Here is an 18,285-nt window from a genome sequence, read left to right on the forward strand (position 1 = left end):
GCTGCGCTGATCACCGCCGGCCCGCACGATGCGGACCGGCGATCAGTCACGGCTACAACACCCCCATGCGATGTACGTGAAAGTCCCGCCTGACTATTGACAATCCACATAGGGACCCCGGCATGGCGCAGCGAATCAGCGCCGGGCGCGGGATCCGCCACTCCGAGCTCAATGCCTCCGGTTACCTCGACGGCAAGAAGTTGCGGGTCGTCCAGGCCTGGTTGCCGCCCGACGATCTCGGTGCCGCTCCCTCCCACGACGAGGTCGACCTCAACGATGCTCTCACCGACGGCACGCTGGTCCCGGTCGCGTCGGGCACACCGGGCCTCGCGCCGCTGACCATCGGCACCACCGGCGCGACGTTGCGCATCGGCCGGGTTCCCGCAGGCCGCACCATCGACGTGCCGTTGTCGCGGTTCACCCACTTCTTCGTCGCCTGCGGCTCGGCATCCTTCGGCGACGAGACGCTTTACGACGGCGACGTTGCCCGCATCACGGCCGACGGATCGAATTCAGCGGATTCGGACGAGGTCGACTCGCTGCCCATGACCGCCATCAACGATGCCGAGGTGCTGGCTTGGACCATGGACCGCAGCATCGACTGAGCCCACCAAACGACACCGGATGACGGTATAGACCAGACGCCGAAGGACAGGTACCTCGCCTTTTTCGGATCGACCGGGTCGTCGGACATCTACGTTGCAACGGCCCGGTTCGGCGTTTCGGGCCAACCCCTCGACAAATATGCCAGGTAAGGCTAAGTTAATTGCTAAAGCAGTATTTTACATGCGGGTTAACGGGCCGGCGCAGCCGCCGACACCGTCGGCCCGGCCACACGACGAGTGAGACGCACCATGAATGCACGCGACAGAGATTTCGAACAACTCCAGGGCCACTGGCTACTGGCCCGACTGGGCAAAAAGGTCCTTCGACCCGGTGGCCGGAAGATGACGGAGTGGATTCTCGACCGGGCTCGCCTCACCGACGCCCGCGTCGTCGAACTCGCACCGGGACTGGGGATTACGGCGACGGAAATCTTGAATCGCGCACCGGGGGATTACGTCGGCATCGACGAGGACCCCGACGCCGCCAAGACGACCGGCAAGGTCGTTGGCCACAGGGGCCGGGTCACCGAAGGCAAGGCCCAAGCGACGGGGCTCGGCGATGACTCGGCGGACGCCGTCGTGGGCGAGGCGATGCTCACCATGCAAGGCGACAAGGGCAAGGCGGCGATTCTCGACGAGGTTCGTCGGATTCTCGTTCCCGGCGGCCGCTACGCGATCCACGAACTGGCGTTGACCCCCGACGACCTGGATGCGGCGACGAAAGATGAGATTCGCATCGCGATGTCCAAGGCCATCCGGGTCAACGCCCGACCACTTACCGTCGCGGAGTGGCGAAACCTCCTCGAAGAACACGGATTCGAGGTCGAGCACGTCCGCATTGCGGAGATGGGCCTGCTCAAGCCCTCCCAGATGATCGAAGACGAAGGGATCTCCGGAGTTGCCCGCATCGCAGGCAACATGATCAAGCACCCCGCGGCGCGTAAGCGCGTTCTCGGCATGCGCAGCGTTTTCGTCGAGAACGACGACGCCCTCGCCTCGATAGGCATCGTGGCCCGTCTGCGCGACACCGCCGATTCCGCCGACGCCGCCGATGCGACGGGTGCCGTTTCCAACGCTTCCGAAAGCGGGCGCGAAGCATCGCCCGCCGTCCGACGCGGGCCCGAGATTGAGTTCCTCGACGACGACCAGCAAGCTGAATTGACCGCCGATCCGGAGGCTCTGAGCCTTCATGACGTCGTCGCCGCCGCTCCGCCCGCCAAGGACGGCGACGGCCCGGCGGTGAAACGTCTGCAGACGGCCGACGGGGTAAACATCATCGCCATGCGTTTCCGCTCCGGCCAGGCCTTGCCCGATCACCGCGCTGCACACCCGATTATGGTGCAATGCATCGAGGGCCAGGTGCGCTTCACCGTAGGCGACCGCACCGAGGTCCTCACGCCGGGGACCGTCGCACACCTGCCCACCATGGTCCCACACCGGGTCGACGCAGACGAGGACTCCGTGTTCCTGCTGTCGATGCTCACGTAGATCCGTACACGGGGTTGACCGCCGCACGGGCGGAGCGATTTCGCCGGCCCGGACCGGCCTCGCCGCCGCATCCGGCGAGGGCCCCTTCGGCCGTTCCCCCGAACCACGCGGCCTGCGGCGCGTGCTCATCACCGGCGCCGCTTCCGGCTTCGGCCTCGAACTGGCCAAGCGCTTCGTCGCACGCGGCGATTCGGTCATCGCGACCGATCTGCATGACTCGGCGAACGAGGACGTCGTCAAGCTCGGCGATGCGTGCACCTACCGCGAGCTGGACGTCACCTCCGACGCGGACCGGGAGGCGGCGGCCGCGGCGATAGGCGCGGTGGACGTGCTCGTGCTCAACGCGGGCATCGCGGTCGGCGGGGCGATCGAGAACGTCACCATGGACACGTGGCACCGCGCGCTCGACATCAACCTGCTCGGGGCGGTCTGCGGCTGCCGTGCGTTCGTGCCACTGTTGGAGCCGGGCGCGAAGATCGTGATGACGTCGTCGATTGCCAGCCTGATCCCCCGTGGCGCCCGAGCGGGTAAAGATCAGCTTTTGCGCGCTGACTTTATGCTCGGAGGCTTACGGTCGGAGCTTTACGATCGGACGTTGTGACCAATCACCGCCGGGATAGTAATTGGCGCATCCCCGAAAAGCTCCTTCTGGTATTCGTTCTGCTCGAAAGCGCCGGCATCGTTATCCCTGATGGTGGCTACATTTGTCAGTTTGCGTGCCGACGGTGCGGAGCCCTTTTGGAGCAGTCCGCCACGATTGCCCGCTGTGGTGGCCGCGAAAGCCCCTGCGCCACGGTTTCCAGCAGCGGCGCCCGTGGTTCCGCCAGCAGTACCCGTAGCTCCGGTAGCAGTACTGTTGCGCGCGCTGATTAGGGAATTCATCAATCCACTTCCGCGCTGTGCAGGGCTATTCGAGGCGTTTGGCAAGGCAGAACCAGCAACCCCGGGCCCCAAGCCGGTTCCCATCCCGCGCCCCGCTGTTGGCGCTGGCATACGACCGGGACTCGAAGTCGGAAGTCCCGAGGCCGGTGGACGGGGGCTTGCGTTTCCAGAAGACGGCAGTGCCGGGATATTGCCCGCTGGTGTGAGCCCCGCAGTGCGACCTGCGCCGAGGGAGCCAGCCGGCCGGTTGCCGTGAACTCCGTAAGGCGAGACTCCTTGCGGTGATGTGCGTTGAAGTGGGGCGCTCGCTCCCGAAGGGGTGACCATGGCTGGATTCGCCGTGCTCGGTTGAGCCATGGTTGATGTGCTGGTCGGGGATGTTGGCGAGATTGTGGAGCTCGTTGGGCTGCTAGGTGATGCTGGGTGCACAGGGGTAGCAGACGGATTTGTGGGGTTCGACAAAGTCGAAGTGCTCGGTTGCACGTGCGAAGGAGCGGAAGGGCTCGCGGTTGTGGATTGTGGTGTTGGAGAATCCGGAACAGTTGAGGTGGCACCAACTGGTGTGCTGGCGGCCTGCATGCTTCCAGTCATCCCCGCAGGCGAAAGGCTGAACTGGCTAGTTCCAGAACGCCCGGCGACTGTGGCTCCAACGGACACCTCGGCAGTCACACCACTTCCCGCATCGGCAGAAACCAGGTTAGGAATTCGGGGAATAGCTGTCTGTAGCTGTGCGGTATACGGACCAGAGAGAAAGGCTGCTACCTCGGCCTGTTCAAAAGCCTTTTGCGCGCCAGGGTTTTGGAGTGCCTTGGATTCGGCTTCGATCGCTGATAGTGCATTGACGGCCATCGCCTTCACAGATGGCAATACGGCAAGGTGCCCGGCCATGACCTCAGATGCGGTGGCGATGCTGGTAGCGCGTGCGGCCAGACCTTTCATTGTCGTATCCGCAGCAGAGAAAACAGCACCGCTGTTGCTCGACACCAAGCCGGATGAGATGAAGGTTAGATTGCTGGCCAACGTGGTCATAGTTTCAGCGAAGTTGTTCCAGTAGGCGATCGCCTCGGCTACGGCACCATCGTTTGTCGAGGAAAACATGGATAGTAGGGACTTCGCATCGAGACCAAGTTCCGCAGAAAGAGTGACTGGCGCGAAAGTGAGACTTCCAGCTTCAAACATCGGCCGACGCTGAAATACACCACTTGTGCGCGCTACTTCAGCAAGGGAAGCGCCGTCACCATTGAACGGGTTAATGCTTCGAAGAATCCGGTTCATAGTGGATTCGTGTTCAGTAATCACGCGACGGAAGTCAGCGAGATTCGTTTGCGCCCAGGTGAGTTGTTTGCCCAGAGACAAGCCGACGGCTGCAGAGCTTCCTGAACTGCCGGAAATTGCCAGACTGTGCTCTGTCGCCACCAGCTGGAGTGACGGAACCTGTGAGTAGCCGGTCAGGTTTGGCTGCATCGTCATAGACGAGCCGGGAAGCATGATTGCTCCAGTTAGTCCGCTAATTGCGTGATCAATCGTCGAAATATTTGCAGAAATCAAGACATTTCCCCCAGGTAATTGGTCATGAGTTCATTGGCAGGATTGCAGAGGGTTTCATCGAAATCAGTGGATTCTTCCTCTGAGATGTGCGTTATAAAACCCAGTGCGCCTTTCGGGGTCTCTACGGATGCAATGCAGTACGAGAGACCAATCGGGTTGGTTTGTTTGAAAGTCACCCAATGGAGGCCTTCTGAGTGGTGCGTGGTGGGGTGAGCGTCATAGTTCTCGAGCCGGGAATGGGCCACCGATGTGTGCCAGAGCCCGAGTGGCAAAATATGACTGGTTTGAAGCCCGCAACCTATTTGTTTGACACCTTTAATTCGCTCTGAAACCTCAGACTGCTCCTGGAACCCCAGCCTGTCGAGGCGCCCCATAATCTCAGGGTCGTCACACGGATTGGTCAGGACGAATTCGGGTGCGTCGTAGTTGTAGTGCCCATCGGGACCAAGTGGAGCATCACCGGGCTCCGGCGGATTGTTGGGTGGAAGCACACCCGCAGGTAACGTCACGCCCGAGTCAGTAGTCATGGTTGTCGCATTGTCGCCGACAGGTTGAACGTCCTCGCCGGATGCCTCGGTCGATGCGCAACTAGTCCCCGTTATTCCCCATAGAAGTGCTGACAGTAGGGCGGCAGTAGTCGCCTTTTTCAATTTTCCCTCCCCAAAGAATTTGTGTGAGAAAGATATAACACCGCGGTCGCAATTGCGCTTGCTGAGAAGCCGAAAAAATAGACCGGCTGTGGATAACTTTTAGGGGGTGTGGACAACGCGGTCGCCGTGCAAAACGACGCCTCTGCGTAGCCACAACCTGCATCTTTGGGGTGCGTTCTCCGCGCCGTCGTTAAGCATTTGCGGCAATCGTGGGTGTAATGACCGAAGTAATCCGAACGATTGGTTAGACTATGAGGCGCATTACAAAACCACGGGAGTGCCAACCGAAATTCCGGCACTGAGAGGACGCTAGGGATCGAGCGTCGACCGGACGAACCTGAATCTGGGTAATACCAGCGTAGGAAAGGGATGTGTTGCTTCATGGTCGCACGTGTATCTGTATCCGCTCCGCCGAAAGAGGGCGAGGTTACAACTGGCCCGATTTACCGCAGTAACAAGCATTACGACGAGGTTGCGTTCAGCAACGATTTCGGTGAGGCGAACCTGCGCGTTCCAGTCCGTCGAATCAATCTGACGGACGGCACTCACTTCGATGCGTACGACACCTCGGGTATTTACACCGAGGAAAACCCGGAACTGAACCTGAAGGAGGGGTTGGCTAAGACTCGTGACTCTTGGCCGAAGGCTCCGGCGGTGCCGGCGGTTGCAGGTTCTGAGGAGGCCCCGAAGGTCAAGACGCAGCTGGCATGGGCTCGTGCGGGAATTGTCACCCCGGAGATGGCATTCATTGCCGCTCGTGAAAATGTGGATCCGGAAGTTGTTCGCGAAGAGGTTGCTGCGGGGCGTGCCGTGATTCCGGCCAACCACAAGCACCCGGAGACCGAGCCGATGATTATTGGCAAGCGCTTTGCCACCAAAATCAACGCCAACATTGGTAACTCGGCTGTGACTTCGTCCATCTCCGAAGAGGTGGAGAAGATGGTGTGGGCGACCCGTTGGGGCGCGGACACCATCATGGATCTGTCCACCGGTAAGGACATTCACGAAACCCGCGAGTGGATTCTGCGTAACTCCCCGGTGCCGGTTGGTACGGTGCCGATTTACCAGGCGCTGGAGAAGGTTAAGGGTGACCCGGCCAAGCTGACCTGGGAAATCTACCGAGAAACCATCATTGAGCAGTGCGAACAGGGCGTGGACTACATGACCGTTCACGCGGGTGTGCTGCTGCGCTACGTGCCACTGGCCGCCAACCGCGTTACCGGCATTGTCTCCCGCGGTGGTTCGATTATGGCCGCATGGTGCCTCGCGCATCACCAGGAGAGCTTCCTCTACACGCGCTTCGCTGAGCTGTGCGACATTCTGGCACAGTACGATGTCACGTTCTCCCTCGGTGACGGCCTACGCCCGGGCTCCATTGCCGACGCTAACGATGAGGCCCAGCTGGCTGAGCTGCGGACCCTCGGCGAGCTGACCAGGATCGCCAAGTCCCGCGGCTGCCAGGTCATGATTGAAGGCCCAGGCCACGTTCCGATGCACAAGATCGCTGACAACGTGAAGTGGGAAGAGGAGTGGTGTGAGGAAGCTCCGTTCTACACCCTCGGCCCGCTGGCAACCGACATCGCGCCGGGCTATGACCACATCACGTCGGCTATCGGCGCGGCAATCATTGCGCAGGCTGGCACCGCCATGCTTTGCTACGTCACGCCGAAGGAGCACCTGGGTCTGCCGAACCGCGACGACGTCAAGGTCGGCGTGATTACGTACAAGATTTCCGCGCACGCCGCTGACCTGGCAAAGGGGCTGCCGCGCGCTCAGGAGCGTGACGACGCGCTGTCGAAGGCCCGCTTCGAGTTCCGTTGGCATGACCAGTTCGCACTGGCCTTGGATCCGGACACTGCGCTGGACTACCACGACGAGACTCTGCCTGCAGAGCCGGCAAAGACCGCGCATTTCTGTTCCATGTGTGGTCCGAAGTTCTGCTCCATGCGTATTTCCAAGGATGTGCAGGACTACGCGAAGGAACACGGCCTGGACTCCGTTGAAGCTATCGAGGCCGGCATGGCTGAGAAGTCCCAGGAGTTCGCTGATCAGGGTGGTCGCGTCTACCTGCCGATTACCGCGGAGTAATTGGTTGCCTCAAAGCTGCTGAAGCAAGCCGCGGTCGAGCTCTATTGGGCTTGGCCGCGGCTTTCTTTTGCTCTCAGCTATTTCTTCCAATCCCAGCGTTGAGACTCAAACGGGGGTGGGTAAGGTGCGCCTTAATAACTAGGTTAGGTGAGCCTAATACGCGGGGTGTACATTGCTTGTATGCACAGTCTGAAGTTCCTGACTTTCGATCATTCCCACCGCCATCTTGCGGGTGCCCACGAAACTCGCCGTTCATTCAGCTCTGAATCATCGCCCGTTGGAGAAGGCAAGCGTCGACCGGTGAGGCAGAGTGCGCGCAGAGGTGTTACTGCGGTTTCGCTGTCCGGCGCCATGGTCCTTTCGGCGTTTGTGTCCCCAGCAATGGCTGAAACTGCGAAGCCAATCGTGCCGGACAACTTTCCCAATGTGATTAATCCAGCGGAGAACTTCCAGCCGCAGGATCCGCAGTATGTCGAATCCCCGGAAGTTACTGTGACTTTTGAGGACGGCACACCAGCTGAAGGTGCCACGGTTCATCGCGGCGATGTTCTTATCGTTCGCGGTAGTGGTTTCAATCCGTCGGCCAACCGTGGTGGTTACCCGCTTCCAATTCCTCCGGGTGTGCCCAATGGTGTTTATGTTCTCTACAGTGCGTTCCCAGACTCCTGGAAGCCAAGTGAAGGTGCTCCGTCCTCGTCGCGGAAACATCCGCACGACAACATTGCCTGGGTCACGCCGGCTGGAACTCTCGAGGCGATACCGAACCAGGGCGTCGACATGCGACGTTCTATCGCTCGTCAGGCTACCCCGATGACAGATGACGGCAGCTTTGAGGCTCGCATTGTTGTTGACCCGCCAGAGACCCCAGCTGGTGAAAACTGGGGCATTTATGTTTACCCGGCAGCCGGCTCCATTAATGAGGCCGAGGAAATCTACATCCCGTTGAATTATTCGGATGCTCCGGGCAAGAATGCCCCGGCTCCCTCCAGCGAGGATTTAGTAATTTCTGTATCTGCGCTGGAGAAGGTATTCGGCGCACTGGGTGGTGGCGTCACTGCCAAGAACGGTGCCCTAGAGCCTGAAGCCGGTGTCGTCTCATTCACCCGCGACAATGACAACAGCGATGTCGAAAGGGAGAGCTACCGCGGAGAAGTTCACATCACCGCGAAGTTCAGTCTGGTTCATGTGGTCGTTCGTAATCCGCGCATTGAGGAAGGCCCGACCGGAAAGATTATTACGGCAGAGGTCTCGCAGGGCTACGATGTCGGCCCGGATGAGATGGAGCGCATGCCCATAGCCGCCGTGGTCGACAGCGATGGAGATCAGCTGATTACGACCATCGGCACTATTTCACAGATTCGATAGTCCTCCGGCCATCACGGCCGCCAACTGTCGTCCTCCTGGCACTTTGTTCAAAGTAAGCCGTCATACCTTGTGGGTTCTTGCGGGGTGTAACCACTGCCGTATTGGAATCACTACATTAGATAGAGGCGCTTACCAGCGATGAGGAGGAACGTGGGACGGCATAGTCAGGCAGAAGGACCTGTGTCACAGGATGGCGCATCGTCACAGGCTGCGGAGTCGCAACGTGCTGCTGCGAAGTCTCGGTCACAGGTCTCGCGAAAAATGCGGGCTCGCAAACCCAGTCAGACCCCCGCGCTGGCGCAATCGCCTGTGATGAGCTGGCCTCTTATTCTGGTCTCGCTGCTCGGTGGTCTTGCCTCGCTGTTGGCCTGGAATGGTCGTACTCAGCCGGACGATTGGGCTTCGCTCTGGGTAGGCGGGCTACTTATGGACAGGGGACTTGAGTCCCATCTTTATGACGCCGATCCAATCGATTTCACTGCCATGAGTGGAGAGGTCTGGCCACGCCTGGCGCAGGAAGTGTCTGCGCCATTTACGCATCCCTTTGTGCAAAACCCTTTGTTCGCAAAGGCTCTGGGAGTGATATCCCACGTCATGAGCTTTGAAACCTCGGTTGCTTGGTTGCTGTTTCTCTCCGGAATGGCCGTCGTGGTCCTCGTCGTAGCTTCCTACCACCTGTGGTTTCGGTCCACCATGCCCTGGGGTATCGCAGCGCTGGTTACCGCATGCGTATTCGCTCTGCCGACCACTATTAATTCGTTCTGGATCGGTCAGACGACACCGCTGATCGTCGCGGGTGTCGCCTATGGTCTTGCTGCCTCGCGCACTCGTCCTTGGCTCGCGGGCATCGTGCTCGGCATCGTCGCATCCATTAAATTGACTCCGTATGCGCTCATCGCTGTGATGCTCTTTTTCGCTTATCGACGGCGCGCAGCCCTCTGGTCGCTGGCCACCACGGCGGTACTGGCGGTCTGGATGTTTATCCGCGTTGATATGGCGGTGATTTCGGATTGGATTGATCGAATCGGCGACATTGGTTCATCGGTCTTGGTCGGCGGTGCGAATCAGTCGTTGGCGTCGACTTTAGCCACAGACCTGGGAAAACCTGATTTATTAGTAACAGTGGTTCGTGATTATCCGAGTCATGTGAAAACGATTCCACTGTGTATTGCGCTTGGCGTGGTGTTGATGGTCACGGCAGTTGCGTGGTTGAACCCGGTCTACCGGTTTGAATTCCTAATCACGGGCGCGTGGCTTATTGCAGCCACATTCTCATCGATTCTTTGGACCCATTACATGTTGATGCTGGTCACGTCTGTGTTCGGTTTGGTCGCCATGGCGCGGACCCGATTGACCAGACAGTGGCCGTATATCGGTATTGCGTTGCTAGTGGTCCTGCTGACGTTTCCTGTGACAAACCCGATTGCTGCTACGCCATATACCGGCGGATTTATGTATTCGGGGATTACCGCGATGCTCTTGACGCTCGCATTGATGCTAGTTATTGGTGGCTGCCACGCGTTTGCGGTACATCGGTATGGCGATGGTGATACAGGCGAGGTTGGACCTGGTTTTGGCAGTGAATTAGCTGCTGTGGAGACGTTGAAATTTCCTCAGCCAGAGCCAATGGTCTTATTCGACTTGAGGAAGCGCTAGATTTAGCGGCTCAGCATAGAGACGATGTCACGGGGAGACATGTCGCTGTAGATCTCGTTCCGGGTGCTCTTAACCTGGTGGCCGAAGTGGACTGCGTTAGCGTCACTGCTGGTGTCGCGGGCAAGAGCCTCGCGCAGCGGCTGAGAGAAGAAGGCGCGCTTGGTAGTGAAAGAACGGGGGAACAGGTTTTCAAGGCTCACGGTATAAACCCTTTCTGTGGTCGGAATCCGGTCGGGACTCCGGTTTGAGAGTTTCTGTATTCAAATGGTTTTCTTTGATGCGGTTGCCACTATATGTCTGAATATGCCCGATATCGAGTTAAAACGGGCAAAAGTGACTAAGCGGATACCGTTCCCAACATGAAAGCTGCATCACATTGTGGACCGGCTTAATACTCGGTCACGGTCAGTTGTGCCCTCCAATACAATGAAATGCGGAATCAAATTTGAAGTAGGAGTTTGGCTATGGCTATTTCTTCGGCACCCACCCCTGAGTCTCCGGATTCGGCGGATACCTCGGACGCGGCATCGCGCAGCGTTCCGGCGGCAGCGCTCAGTCACGTTGAGGATCTAATTGATTTTGTGGCTGCGTCGCCAAGCTCATTTCATGCGGCACAACAGGTCGTTGACCGTCTGAGTGCAGCCGGTGCCACGGTCGTCGACGAGCACGAACAGTGGCCAAGCGAACCCGGTGCCTACGTCCTGCGTCGCGATGGCGCTGCCGTTGCTTGGGTCGTCCCGGAGACGCCGGCTGCCGATTTCACCGGTTTCCGTATTGTGGGTTCCCACACGGATTCGCCGGGTTTTCGTGTGAAGCCCAACGCGCGCACCTCCGCCGCAGGCTATGCGCAGGTCGCTGTGGAGGTCTATGGCGGTGCGTTGTTGGGAAGCTGGACCGATCGCGAAATTGAGTTCGCCGGTCGGGTAATTGATAAAAGCGGCAATGAGCACCTTGCTCGCACTGGCCCGGTTGCGCGTATTCCGCAGTTGGCTATCCACCTCAATCGTGCGGTTAACGAAGAGGGGTTGAAGCTCCACAAGCAGAATCACACTGCACCAATCATCGGACTGGATACTTTCGGCACCGATGTGTACCAGGTCATCGCCGATGCTGCGGGACTGTCTATCGACGACATCGTCGCCTGGGACCTCATTTCTTTCGACACCCACCAGCCGCGCACCTTCGGTGCTCACGATGAATTCCTGGCTTCAGGTCGACTCGACAACCTGCTCAGCGTCCACTCCTCCCTAGTCGCCTTCGAGGCCTTGCTCCGCCAAAACTGGAGCACGTCAACCACCATCCCCGTCATGGTCGCTTTCGATCACGAGGAAGTTGGGTCCGCCTCCACTACGGGCGCTGCAGGGCCACTGCTTGCCGACGTTCTGTCCCGCATCGCAGCGGCCACAGGCGCTGACCTGGAACGCACCCAGCAGCTCTACCGCGGTTCCATCTGTCTCTCGGCCGACGGCGCACACGGTGTGCATCCGAACTATGCAGGCGAACACGAGCCGGGGCACCAGCCGGAACTCAATGCCGGCCCGGTGGTGAAGATCAATGCCAACCAGCGCTACGCCACTACGGCGGCCGGTCAGGCTGAGGTTGTCCGAATCGCAGCGGAAACCTCTAAGCGCATTGGCCAGGAAGTGCCGGTGCAGTATTTTGTCTCTGCGAACCACAAGCCATGTGGCTCCACTATCGGCCCGATCACTGCAACGCGACTGGGTATCGACACCATTGATATCGGAGCTGCGATGGTCTCCATGCACTCGGCGCGTGAGATGTGCGGCACGATTGATCCATGGTGGTTGGCCGAACTCACCGTGGATTTCTGGGGTGCCGGACACTAGCAGCTCGCTGGCAGCGCTGAAGTCGCCTCTAGCAGGGGAGATGTCGGGGCGCTGTGGCCGTCGTGAAGCGAAAATGGGTGAGGGAGTTTCCGTAGCTGCTCGTCGTGGAGCCTATTTTCTGTCATGCTATGAACCATGACTGATGCTAACGACACCCTGCCGTCGCACCGCCTTGAAGTACCTATCGAAGAGGCGGTGGCATGGCGTCGCCAACTGCACCAGAATCCGGAGCTGAGCTTCCGGGAGTACAGGACCTCGGACATGATTGAGGATCTGCTCAATCAATGGGACATCCCGACGTACCGGTTAACCCCGACGTCCGTGATTGGCGTCATCGAGGGTACAGCGGGCGACCCCAGCACTGGCCGTGTGATTGGCTACCGCGCGGATATTGACGCCCTGCCGATTCAGGAGGAAACGGGATTGCCGTACGCCTCGCGCACGCCGGGTGTGATGCACGCCTGTGGTCATGATGTGCACACGGCGATGCTGCTGGGCACGGCGAAGGTGCTCTCTGGAATGCGCGATCAACTGCACGGCAAGGTGCTGTGCATCTTCCAGCACGCCGAAGAAATGCTGCCGGGCGGTGCTCGTGAGCTGGTCGACAAGGGTGCCGCCGATGACTTGGATGAGGTCTACGCCTTCCACGTCGCGCCGCATCCGGTAGGGCATGTGGGAATTTGCGCTGGGCGAGTGACAACCATGTCGGGCATCGTCTCCATCGCGATTCGTGGCCGTGGCGGACACTCTTCGAACCCGCAGCTGTCGATTGACCCGGTGCTCATCGCCAGCGAGGTGACTCTCATGCTGAACACGATTGTCTCCCGCGATGTGGATCCAAAGCACATGAACATCGTCAACGTCGGCTCACTGCATTCAGGTGAGGCCGGCAACGTGATCCCGGATACGGCCAACCTGGAAGTGTCCATCCGCTCGGTGGATGAGGCCGACTGGGAGATTGTCTGCCAGCGTATCGAGGCCGTCGTCAACGGCGTCTGCCAAGCTCACGGCGCACAGGCGACTTTTGACTGGCAGATTCCGTACCCGATGGTGGTCAACGCCGACATTGCAGTCAATCGCGCCTGGCATGCGGCGACGAAGGCAGTTGGCAACTCCAAGGTGTTCGCCGCCGATCCGTGGGCTCCTTCGGATGACTTCTCCTATTTTTCCCGTGAAGCGCCGGGCTGTTACATGTTTCTCGGCACCGGTGGCCCGGAAGCGGGTAATCCCTTCTTTCTCCACAATTCCAAGTTTAAAATTGTGGAGAGAGCCATGGTCAATGGCATGCGCACGGAAATCCAAATCGCGCTCGACGCACTGAACCCGTCGAAGAATCATCCGCCGGAGCGCCCTGCCACATCTCCGACCATGCCCGCAGCAGGTTCCGTGCCTCCACGGCCGCGGAAGGCAGGCCTTGGCACGCCACAGTCGCATGCGGGCCAGGCGCGGGCGTCGTCAAGCGAATCGGCGGGGGAGACCTCACCGAGTCCTGAGGCGGCGGCATCAGATAATTCCAATCAGCCTCAGGCACCTAGAGAGGATGCATAGGACAATGTCCACGACCCCCAACGCCCCTAATAAGACGCTCGCTGCCGCACCTGAGTGGTCGAAGTGGGCGATTGGATGGCACGTCTATCCACTGGGGTTTGTGGGAGCGCCCATCCGTGAGAAGGATCGAGGCGCCGCGCCGGGCAATCGAATTCACAAACTGATTGACTGGCTTCCGTACGTCCAGGAGCTCGGGCTCAACGTGCTGCAGCTGGCGCCAGTATTCGAGTCGACTAGCCACGGCTACGATACCGAGGACTACTACCGCATTGACTCGCGCCTGGGTACCGAAGAGGACATGAAGGCTGTCATCGAAGCTGCCCATGAGCGTGGCATCAAAGTGCTTTTCGACGGCGTTTTCAACCACATCGGGGCAGAGGCACCCGCGTTGAAGACCGCGAAGGAAAACCCTGACTCTGAAGAAGCACAGCTCTTTGCGTTTACTCACTCAGATGGCGACATGACCGCGCCGGTGTTTGAGGGCCATGAGAGTTTGGTCGAATTCGATCACACCAGTGACGCGACTGTTGATTTTGTCGTCAACGTGATGAATTACTGGCTGGCGCGGGGGATTGATGGCTGGCGACTGGATGCGGCCTACGCAGTGGACCCACAGTTCTGGCACAAGGTTTTGCCGCGAGTGCGTGCTGAGCACCCGCACGCCTTTATCTACGGCGAGGTCATCCACGGTGACTATGCGGAGATTGTGTCGGTGTCCGGCATGGACTCGGTGACGGAGTACGAGCTGTGGAAAGCGACCTGGTCTGCGCTGAAGGAGGAAAACTTCTTCGAGTTGGACTGGACTCTGAAGCGCCATAACACCTTCGCGGAGTCTTTTGTGCCGGTGACGTTTGTGGGAAACCACGATGTTTCACGCATTGCGACGCAGGTAGGGGCCGACAAGGCCGTGCTGGCGGCGACGGTGCTGTTTACCGTGGCCGGTGTGCCGCTGGTCTACTACGGCGACGAACAGGGCTACACCGGTCTCAAAGAGGAACGCATCGGCGGTGACGACCAGATTCGTCCAGTGTTCCCGGATAGTCCGGAGGAACTCTCTACGCTTGGCGCGGATCTCTACCGCGCTTACCAGCAGCTCGTTGCGGTGCGACGCCGGTTCCCATGGTTGCACTCCGCTCGCGTGGAGACTGATGAATTGCGCAATGGTTTTCTTCGCTACCGCGTGACCGCAACCGACGCGGCGCTCGTGGACGATGCTGCCGAGGCCTTGGGCGAGACTGGAGCTTCCGGCGAGATGCCCTCGCTCGTTGTCGAGCTGAACCTGGAAAACGGCGCAACCAGCGCCGTGATCCGTGATGGTGACCACGTGGAATTTGAGTTTTCCTAGGCTCTCTTGGCGGCTCTAGGCTGCCCTCGGAGAACCAAAACCGCCCGGACACAATGTCCAGGCGGTAATTCTTTCGTGCCCCATCGATGAGTGGGCACAAGGGGTAGTGACTGCGTTTATGTTTGCTGGCTACCCCTGTTTTCGCAGATGCAGTGATTACATCTCTGCGGTCTCAGCAGGGGTCATCTCGTCGGAGGATGCCGGAGTGGTGGCCTTCTGCTCGAAGGTCTCCGACGGGTTGGCCTGGTCGCCGACCTTCACGTCCGAGTCAACCTGATTCGGGGGAGAGCAAGCGACCAGGGCTGCTGCGGCAATGGCGGATGCGGCGATTGCGCCGGCGATGCGGTTACGCATGGATGTGGCTCCTCTGTCGGAAAAACAATAGCTACAAGGGGCTAATAAACTTTTCTCACATTATCTTAAAGCAATATCTTAGACGTTTCTTAACGGCTTGCGGGAACCAAGGGGCCAATCGCCCCCGCGCCGATGCATAGCGTTGCCCCCGGAGTGGCCTTTTCCACATCGACATGGAGAGTATTTCCGCCACCGTTGAGGTACACATAGCGCGGCCGCAGGTCATTGTTCATCTTCACGACCGTGGAACCACCGCGGGTTTGCTCTTCGGTCTCGAAAGGATTGGGGAGCGATAGGCGCACATCCATGTCCTCGGAGGCGGTGGCCGGGAACTCAAGCACCCAGTCACCGAGCTTGATGATGTTCTCCAACTTGATGTCCTCCGACGCAGTGCCGTCCTCGCCAACTGTGATGCGATGGCCGCACTGCTCGACAGGTCCATCAGTGACACGGGTGATCTCGGAGACCTTGGCGTCGATAAGCGAACCGTCTGTATTGAACATGCGCGGGTGACCGGTGACGCGCTCAAACGGCGGGCGATCGGAGACCGCATCAAACACCCGCGAGTACATGTTCATCGGAGCGGCGACGGGCACGAGAACTTCGAAGGGGACGGGCTGGTCGATGAGATTGTAGTCGATCGCCTTGTCGGGGCCAGCGGCATCGGCTTCCTCGCGCAGCGCAGACAGCGACGCCTTGGTGTTGCCGATCCACTCCATTGCGATGTCATCAGACCAGGCATTGCGGTAAGTGACCACGGAAATCGTGGAGGTGACAGCCAGCGCGATGCCCAGCGACCAAATCAGAATGTGCGTACGAGCCGGTAGCAGCGCTGGCGCCTCGTCCTTCGGTGGGAGTCCAGCCAGGGAGATCGCGACGCAGATTACGATCACGAGCGCGACATCAGAGTAGTAGTGCAAAGTGTGCGCCAGCACGCCAGAGGTGTTCTCTCCCGAGCGGAACAGGGTGATGGCGAACAAGGTGGTGAACATGTACGCCACCGATAGCGTCCACGGAGCCCAGCCACGGTAATCGCGGCCGATGAGGGTGGCAGACAGAATCAACAGGATAATGCCGCCGAGAGTAATCAGCTGAGACGAAGCGGAGGCAAACGGCTGTCCCGGAGCCCAGCGTTCCCAGCTTGTTGGTCCGCCGATGATGCCGGCAAAAATCTGGCCGAGGCCGTTGAAGAACAGTTCGGGCTGCAGCTTGTCGGAAATGAAGCCGGTGGTTTCGGCGGGGCCGAAGTAGTACCACAGTGCCCAGGCGCCGGTCAGCAGCATCGATGGGATCCAGATGACGAGGCCACGGCGGAGAACCTGCAGGATATTTCTGCGCTCCATGTAAGCCAAAGTGACGACAACCAGCATGGAGATCGGTGCGATAGCCAGGGACTTCTCAAAGAATCCCAGCGCCACTGCCAGCAGCACGAACAGGCCTACGGCTTCCCACGGGCGGGGGCCGAAGGAACGACGCATAGTGGTGCGAATGGCGACAATCATGAAAACCACGAATGCTAGGTGGAACGGCTGGGAATTGGCCGCGGCCGACCACCAGGTGTCGCCCGGAAGCATCAGCGGAGTCCAGGCGACGACCGTGATGAGGAAGAGCGATACCAGCGTGCGGCCGGTGAGAAGCTCAAAGAGTTTAGCTGTGGCGTATGTCAGCACTACCGACATCACGGCCATGGTGATAGCCGGTAGCCACCAGTTCCACGGCGCGATGAGGTGATAGAGGCCTTGCACCAAGAAGGCCAGTGGTGCAAGGTGCCCGTCGTGATCCTGAAGCAGGTAGTCCTTGCTCAGCAGTGGGGTGTCGTAAAGATGGCCAACAATGATGAAGTCATCCCAGTAAAAACCATGGCTAGTCAGCACCAGAATGCGAGCGACAAGCTGTATCGCAATAACAACTCCGATGAGTGGCCACCACTGCTTCGCAGACAGGTCAAGTCGCTCGCCCCACGTCAATGTGGGCATGTAGTATGGGCGAGAACTTTCCTGCTCAGCGGTGTTGTCAGCACCAGGGGCCTCGGCAGTGTTCACTGCGGAATCCGCGGCTGTCCCCTCATCGCCGACTGGCGGCGTATGAGGGGTTTGGGCAGTTGGGGTATCTCCTGTAGATGACCGCTCGGCTTTAGTCATGGTTCCTTATGTTATCTAGGCCATCTGCTGGGCGCGGTAGGGTAGGCAAAAGTTAGTGCTTAGGGCGTGTCGACACAGGCTTCATACGCCGCTAATGAATACATCAATAATGTTTGAGCAATACCGCTCGAGTTAAAGAAAAATAGGAGCAAGTGGGATGACGCAATCGGCGAGTGCAGCGCGCGCTAACTTCTCGTGGCGCAATATTGACATCATCATTGCAGCTGTTATCGGCGTGGCCGTTGGCCTGATTTTTGTTATCTGGAACATCATCGGCGGTGCGGGCTATGAAGCAGTCAACGCGCTTACTCCTGGTCTTGGCGGTTTGGTCGCTGGTATGTGGTTCCTCGGTGGTCCGCTCGGCGCGTACATCATTCGCAAGCCGGGTGCCGCTATCTTCGTCGAGGTAATCGCAGCGACGGTTTCAGCACTGATCGGTAACCAGTGGGGTATCTCCACCCTGTACTCAGGTTTGGCGCAGGGGCTCGGCGCGGAGCTGGTGTTCCTCATTTTGGCGTATAAGAGCTACAACCTGGTCACCGTGGTTATCTCGGGTCTCATGGCAGGTGTTGGCGCATGGACTTTCGAGCTTTTCACTGGCAACCTGGCCAAGACTTTCGAATTCAACGTCATCTACCTGATCTCCACGGCGCTGTCGGGTGCCGTCCTCGCCGGTCTGCTGGCTTACTTCCTGGCTAAGGCACTGGCGGCAACTGGAGCGCTGGATCGTTTTGCCATCGGGCGAGAGCGGCACGACGACGTCTAGGA

15 protein-coding genes and 1 riboswitch are annotated in these 18,285 nt (G+C 59.3%); of the genes, 10 read left to right on the top strand and 5 right to left on the bottom strand.

All coding sequences use genetic code 11. The features are described 5' to 3' along the window. Positions 1-122: 122 nt before the first annotated feature. The 3 genes from HMPREF2547_RS08405 to HMPREF2547_RS08415 all read left to right on the top strand — a co-directional run bounded on the left by HMPREF2547_RS08405 (position 123) and on the right by HMPREF2547_RS08415 (position 2,694). Entirely contained in the window at positions 123-605 is a 483-nt protein-coding gene (locus HMPREF2547_RS08405; protein ID WP_048732946.1) for a pirin family protein, read from the top strand. A 249-nt stretch (positions 606-854) separates the two neighbouring features. Next, on the top strand, positions 855-2,093 hold the full coding sequence (locus HMPREF2547_RS11120; protein ID WP_083280599.1) for a methyltransferase domain-containing protein: 1,239 nt from the start codon (positions 855-857) through the stop codon (positions 2,091-2,093). 121 nt (positions 2,094-2,214) lie between these two features. Further along, positions 2,215-2,694, top strand: coding sequence for an SDR family oxidoreductase (locus HMPREF2547_RS08415; protein WP_070546444.1), 480 nt, complete (start codon positions 2,215-2,217; stop codon positions 2,692-2,694). On the opposite strand, the gene HMPREF2547_RS08420 is transcribed toward HMPREF2547_RS08415, so the two are convergent. Both HMPREF2547_RS08420 and HMPREF2547_RS08425 read right to left on the bottom strand, forming a co-directional pair. After that, positions 2,676-4,523, bottom strand: a complete 1,848-nt coding sequence (locus HMPREF2547_RS08420; protein WP_070605525.1) for a hypothetical protein — start codon at positions 4,521-4,523, stop codon at positions 2,676-2,678. The two genes, HMPREF2547_RS08415 and HMPREF2547_RS08420, sit on opposite strands and share 19 nt — an antisense overlap. Further along, positions 4,520-5,050 (bottom strand): hypothetical protein, encoded by a 531-nt coding sequence (locus tag HMPREF2547_RS08425; RefSeq protein WP_242451376.1) that lies wholly within the window; start codon positions 5,048-5,050, stop codon positions 4,520-4,522. Before HMPREF2547_RS08425 ends, HMPREF2547_RS08420 begins: the two co-directional genes overlap by 4 nt. Before the next feature lie 384 nt (positions 5,051-5,434). Beyond that, a riboswitch (TPP riboswitch) is annotated at positions 5,435-5,556 on the top strand. Here HMPREF2547_RS08425 and thiC point away from each other — a divergent pair. The 3 genes from thiC (at position 5,555) to HMPREF2547_RS08440 (ending at position 10,282) form a co-directional block, all read left to right on the top strand. Then, a complete protein-coding gene (gene thiC / locus HMPREF2547_RS08430) occupies positions 5,555-7,261 on the top strand; it encodes a phosphomethylpyrimidine synthase ThiC (protein ID WP_070605527.1) in 1,707 nt (568 codons plus the stop codon). It overlaps the preceding riboswitch by 2 nt. A gap of 381 nt (positions 7,262-7,642) precedes the next feature. Further along, positions 7,643-8,626 (top strand): HtaA protein, encoded by a 984-nt coding sequence (locus tag HMPREF2547_RS08435; protein WP_246819662.1) that lies wholly within the window; start codon positions 7,643-7,645, stop codon positions 8,624-8,626. Positions 8,627-8,938: 312 nt separating this feature from the next. Next, positions 8,939-10,282, top strand: a complete 1,344-nt coding sequence (locus HMPREF2547_RS08440; protein WP_246819664.1) for a glycosyltransferase family 87 protein — start codon at positions 8,939-8,941, stop codon at positions 10,280-10,282. A gap of 2 nt (positions 10,283-10,284) precedes the next feature. Here HMPREF2547_RS08440 and HMPREF2547_RS08445 read toward each other — a convergent pair whose 3' ends face one another. Further along, complete coding sequence (locus tag HMPREF2547_RS08445) at positions 10,285-10,482, bottom strand: hypothetical protein (protein ID WP_049180842.1); 198 nt, start codon at positions 10,480-10,482, stop codon at positions 10,285-10,287. A gap of 264 nt (positions 10,483-10,746) precedes the next feature. Between HMPREF2547_RS08445 and HMPREF2547_RS08450 the strand changes: the two genes are divergently transcribed. The 3 genes from HMPREF2547_RS08450 (at position 10,747) to HMPREF2547_RS08460 (ending at position 15,022) form a co-directional block, all read left to right on the top strand. Further along, positions 10,747-12,129 (top strand): M18 family aminopeptidase, encoded by a 1,383-nt coding sequence (locus HMPREF2547_RS08450; protein WP_070605529.1) that lies wholly within the window; start codon positions 10,747-10,749, stop codon positions 12,127-12,129. A gap of 135 nt (positions 12,130-12,264) precedes the next feature. Then, positions 12,265-13,677 carry a M20 metallopeptidase family protein gene (locus HMPREF2547_RS08455; RefSeq protein ID WP_048732929.1) on the top strand — a complete coding sequence of 471 codons (1,413 nt, stop codon included), beginning with the start codon at positions 12,265-12,267 and terminating at the stop codon, positions 13,675-13,677. Positions 13,678-13,681: 4 nt separating this feature from the next. Next, positions 13,682-15,022, top strand: a complete 1,341-nt coding sequence (locus tag HMPREF2547_RS08460; RefSeq protein WP_070605530.1) for an alpha-amylase family protein — start codon at positions 13,682-13,684, stop codon at positions 15,020-15,022. Positions 15,023-15,178: 156 nt separating this feature from the next. Here the strand turns inward: HMPREF2547_RS08460 and HMPREF2547_RS08465 are convergent, their stop codons facing one another. Together HMPREF2547_RS08465 and HMPREF2547_RS08470 are read right to left on the bottom strand one after the other, a co-directional pair. After that, positions 15,179-15,376 carry a hypothetical protein gene (locus HMPREF2547_RS08465; RefSeq protein ID WP_049172707.1) on the bottom strand — a complete coding sequence of 66 codons (198 nt, stop codon included), beginning with the start codon at positions 15,374-15,376 and terminating at the stop codon, positions 15,179-15,181. A gap of 89 nt (positions 15,377-15,465) precedes the next feature. After that, a complete protein-coding gene (locus HMPREF2547_RS08470; RefSeq protein WP_070605531.1) occupies positions 15,466-17,517 on the bottom strand; it encodes a DUF2339 domain-containing protein in 2,052 nt (683 codons plus the stop codon). 157 nt (positions 17,518-17,674) lie between these two features. Between HMPREF2547_RS08470 and HMPREF2547_RS08475 the strand changes: the two genes are divergently transcribed. Next, a complete protein-coding gene (locus tag HMPREF2547_RS08475; protein WP_048732921.1) occupies positions 17,675-18,283 on the top strand; it encodes an ECF transporter S component in 609 nt (202 codons plus the stop codon). The last annotated feature ends 2 nt before the right edge of the window (positions 18,284-18,285 follow it).

The sequence above is a fragment of the Corynebacterium sp. HMSC055G02 genome (genome assembly GCF_001809065.1).
Lineage (GTDB): Bacteria > Actinomycetota > Actinomycetes > Mycobacteriales > Mycobacteriaceae > Corynebacterium > Corynebacterium jeikeium_D.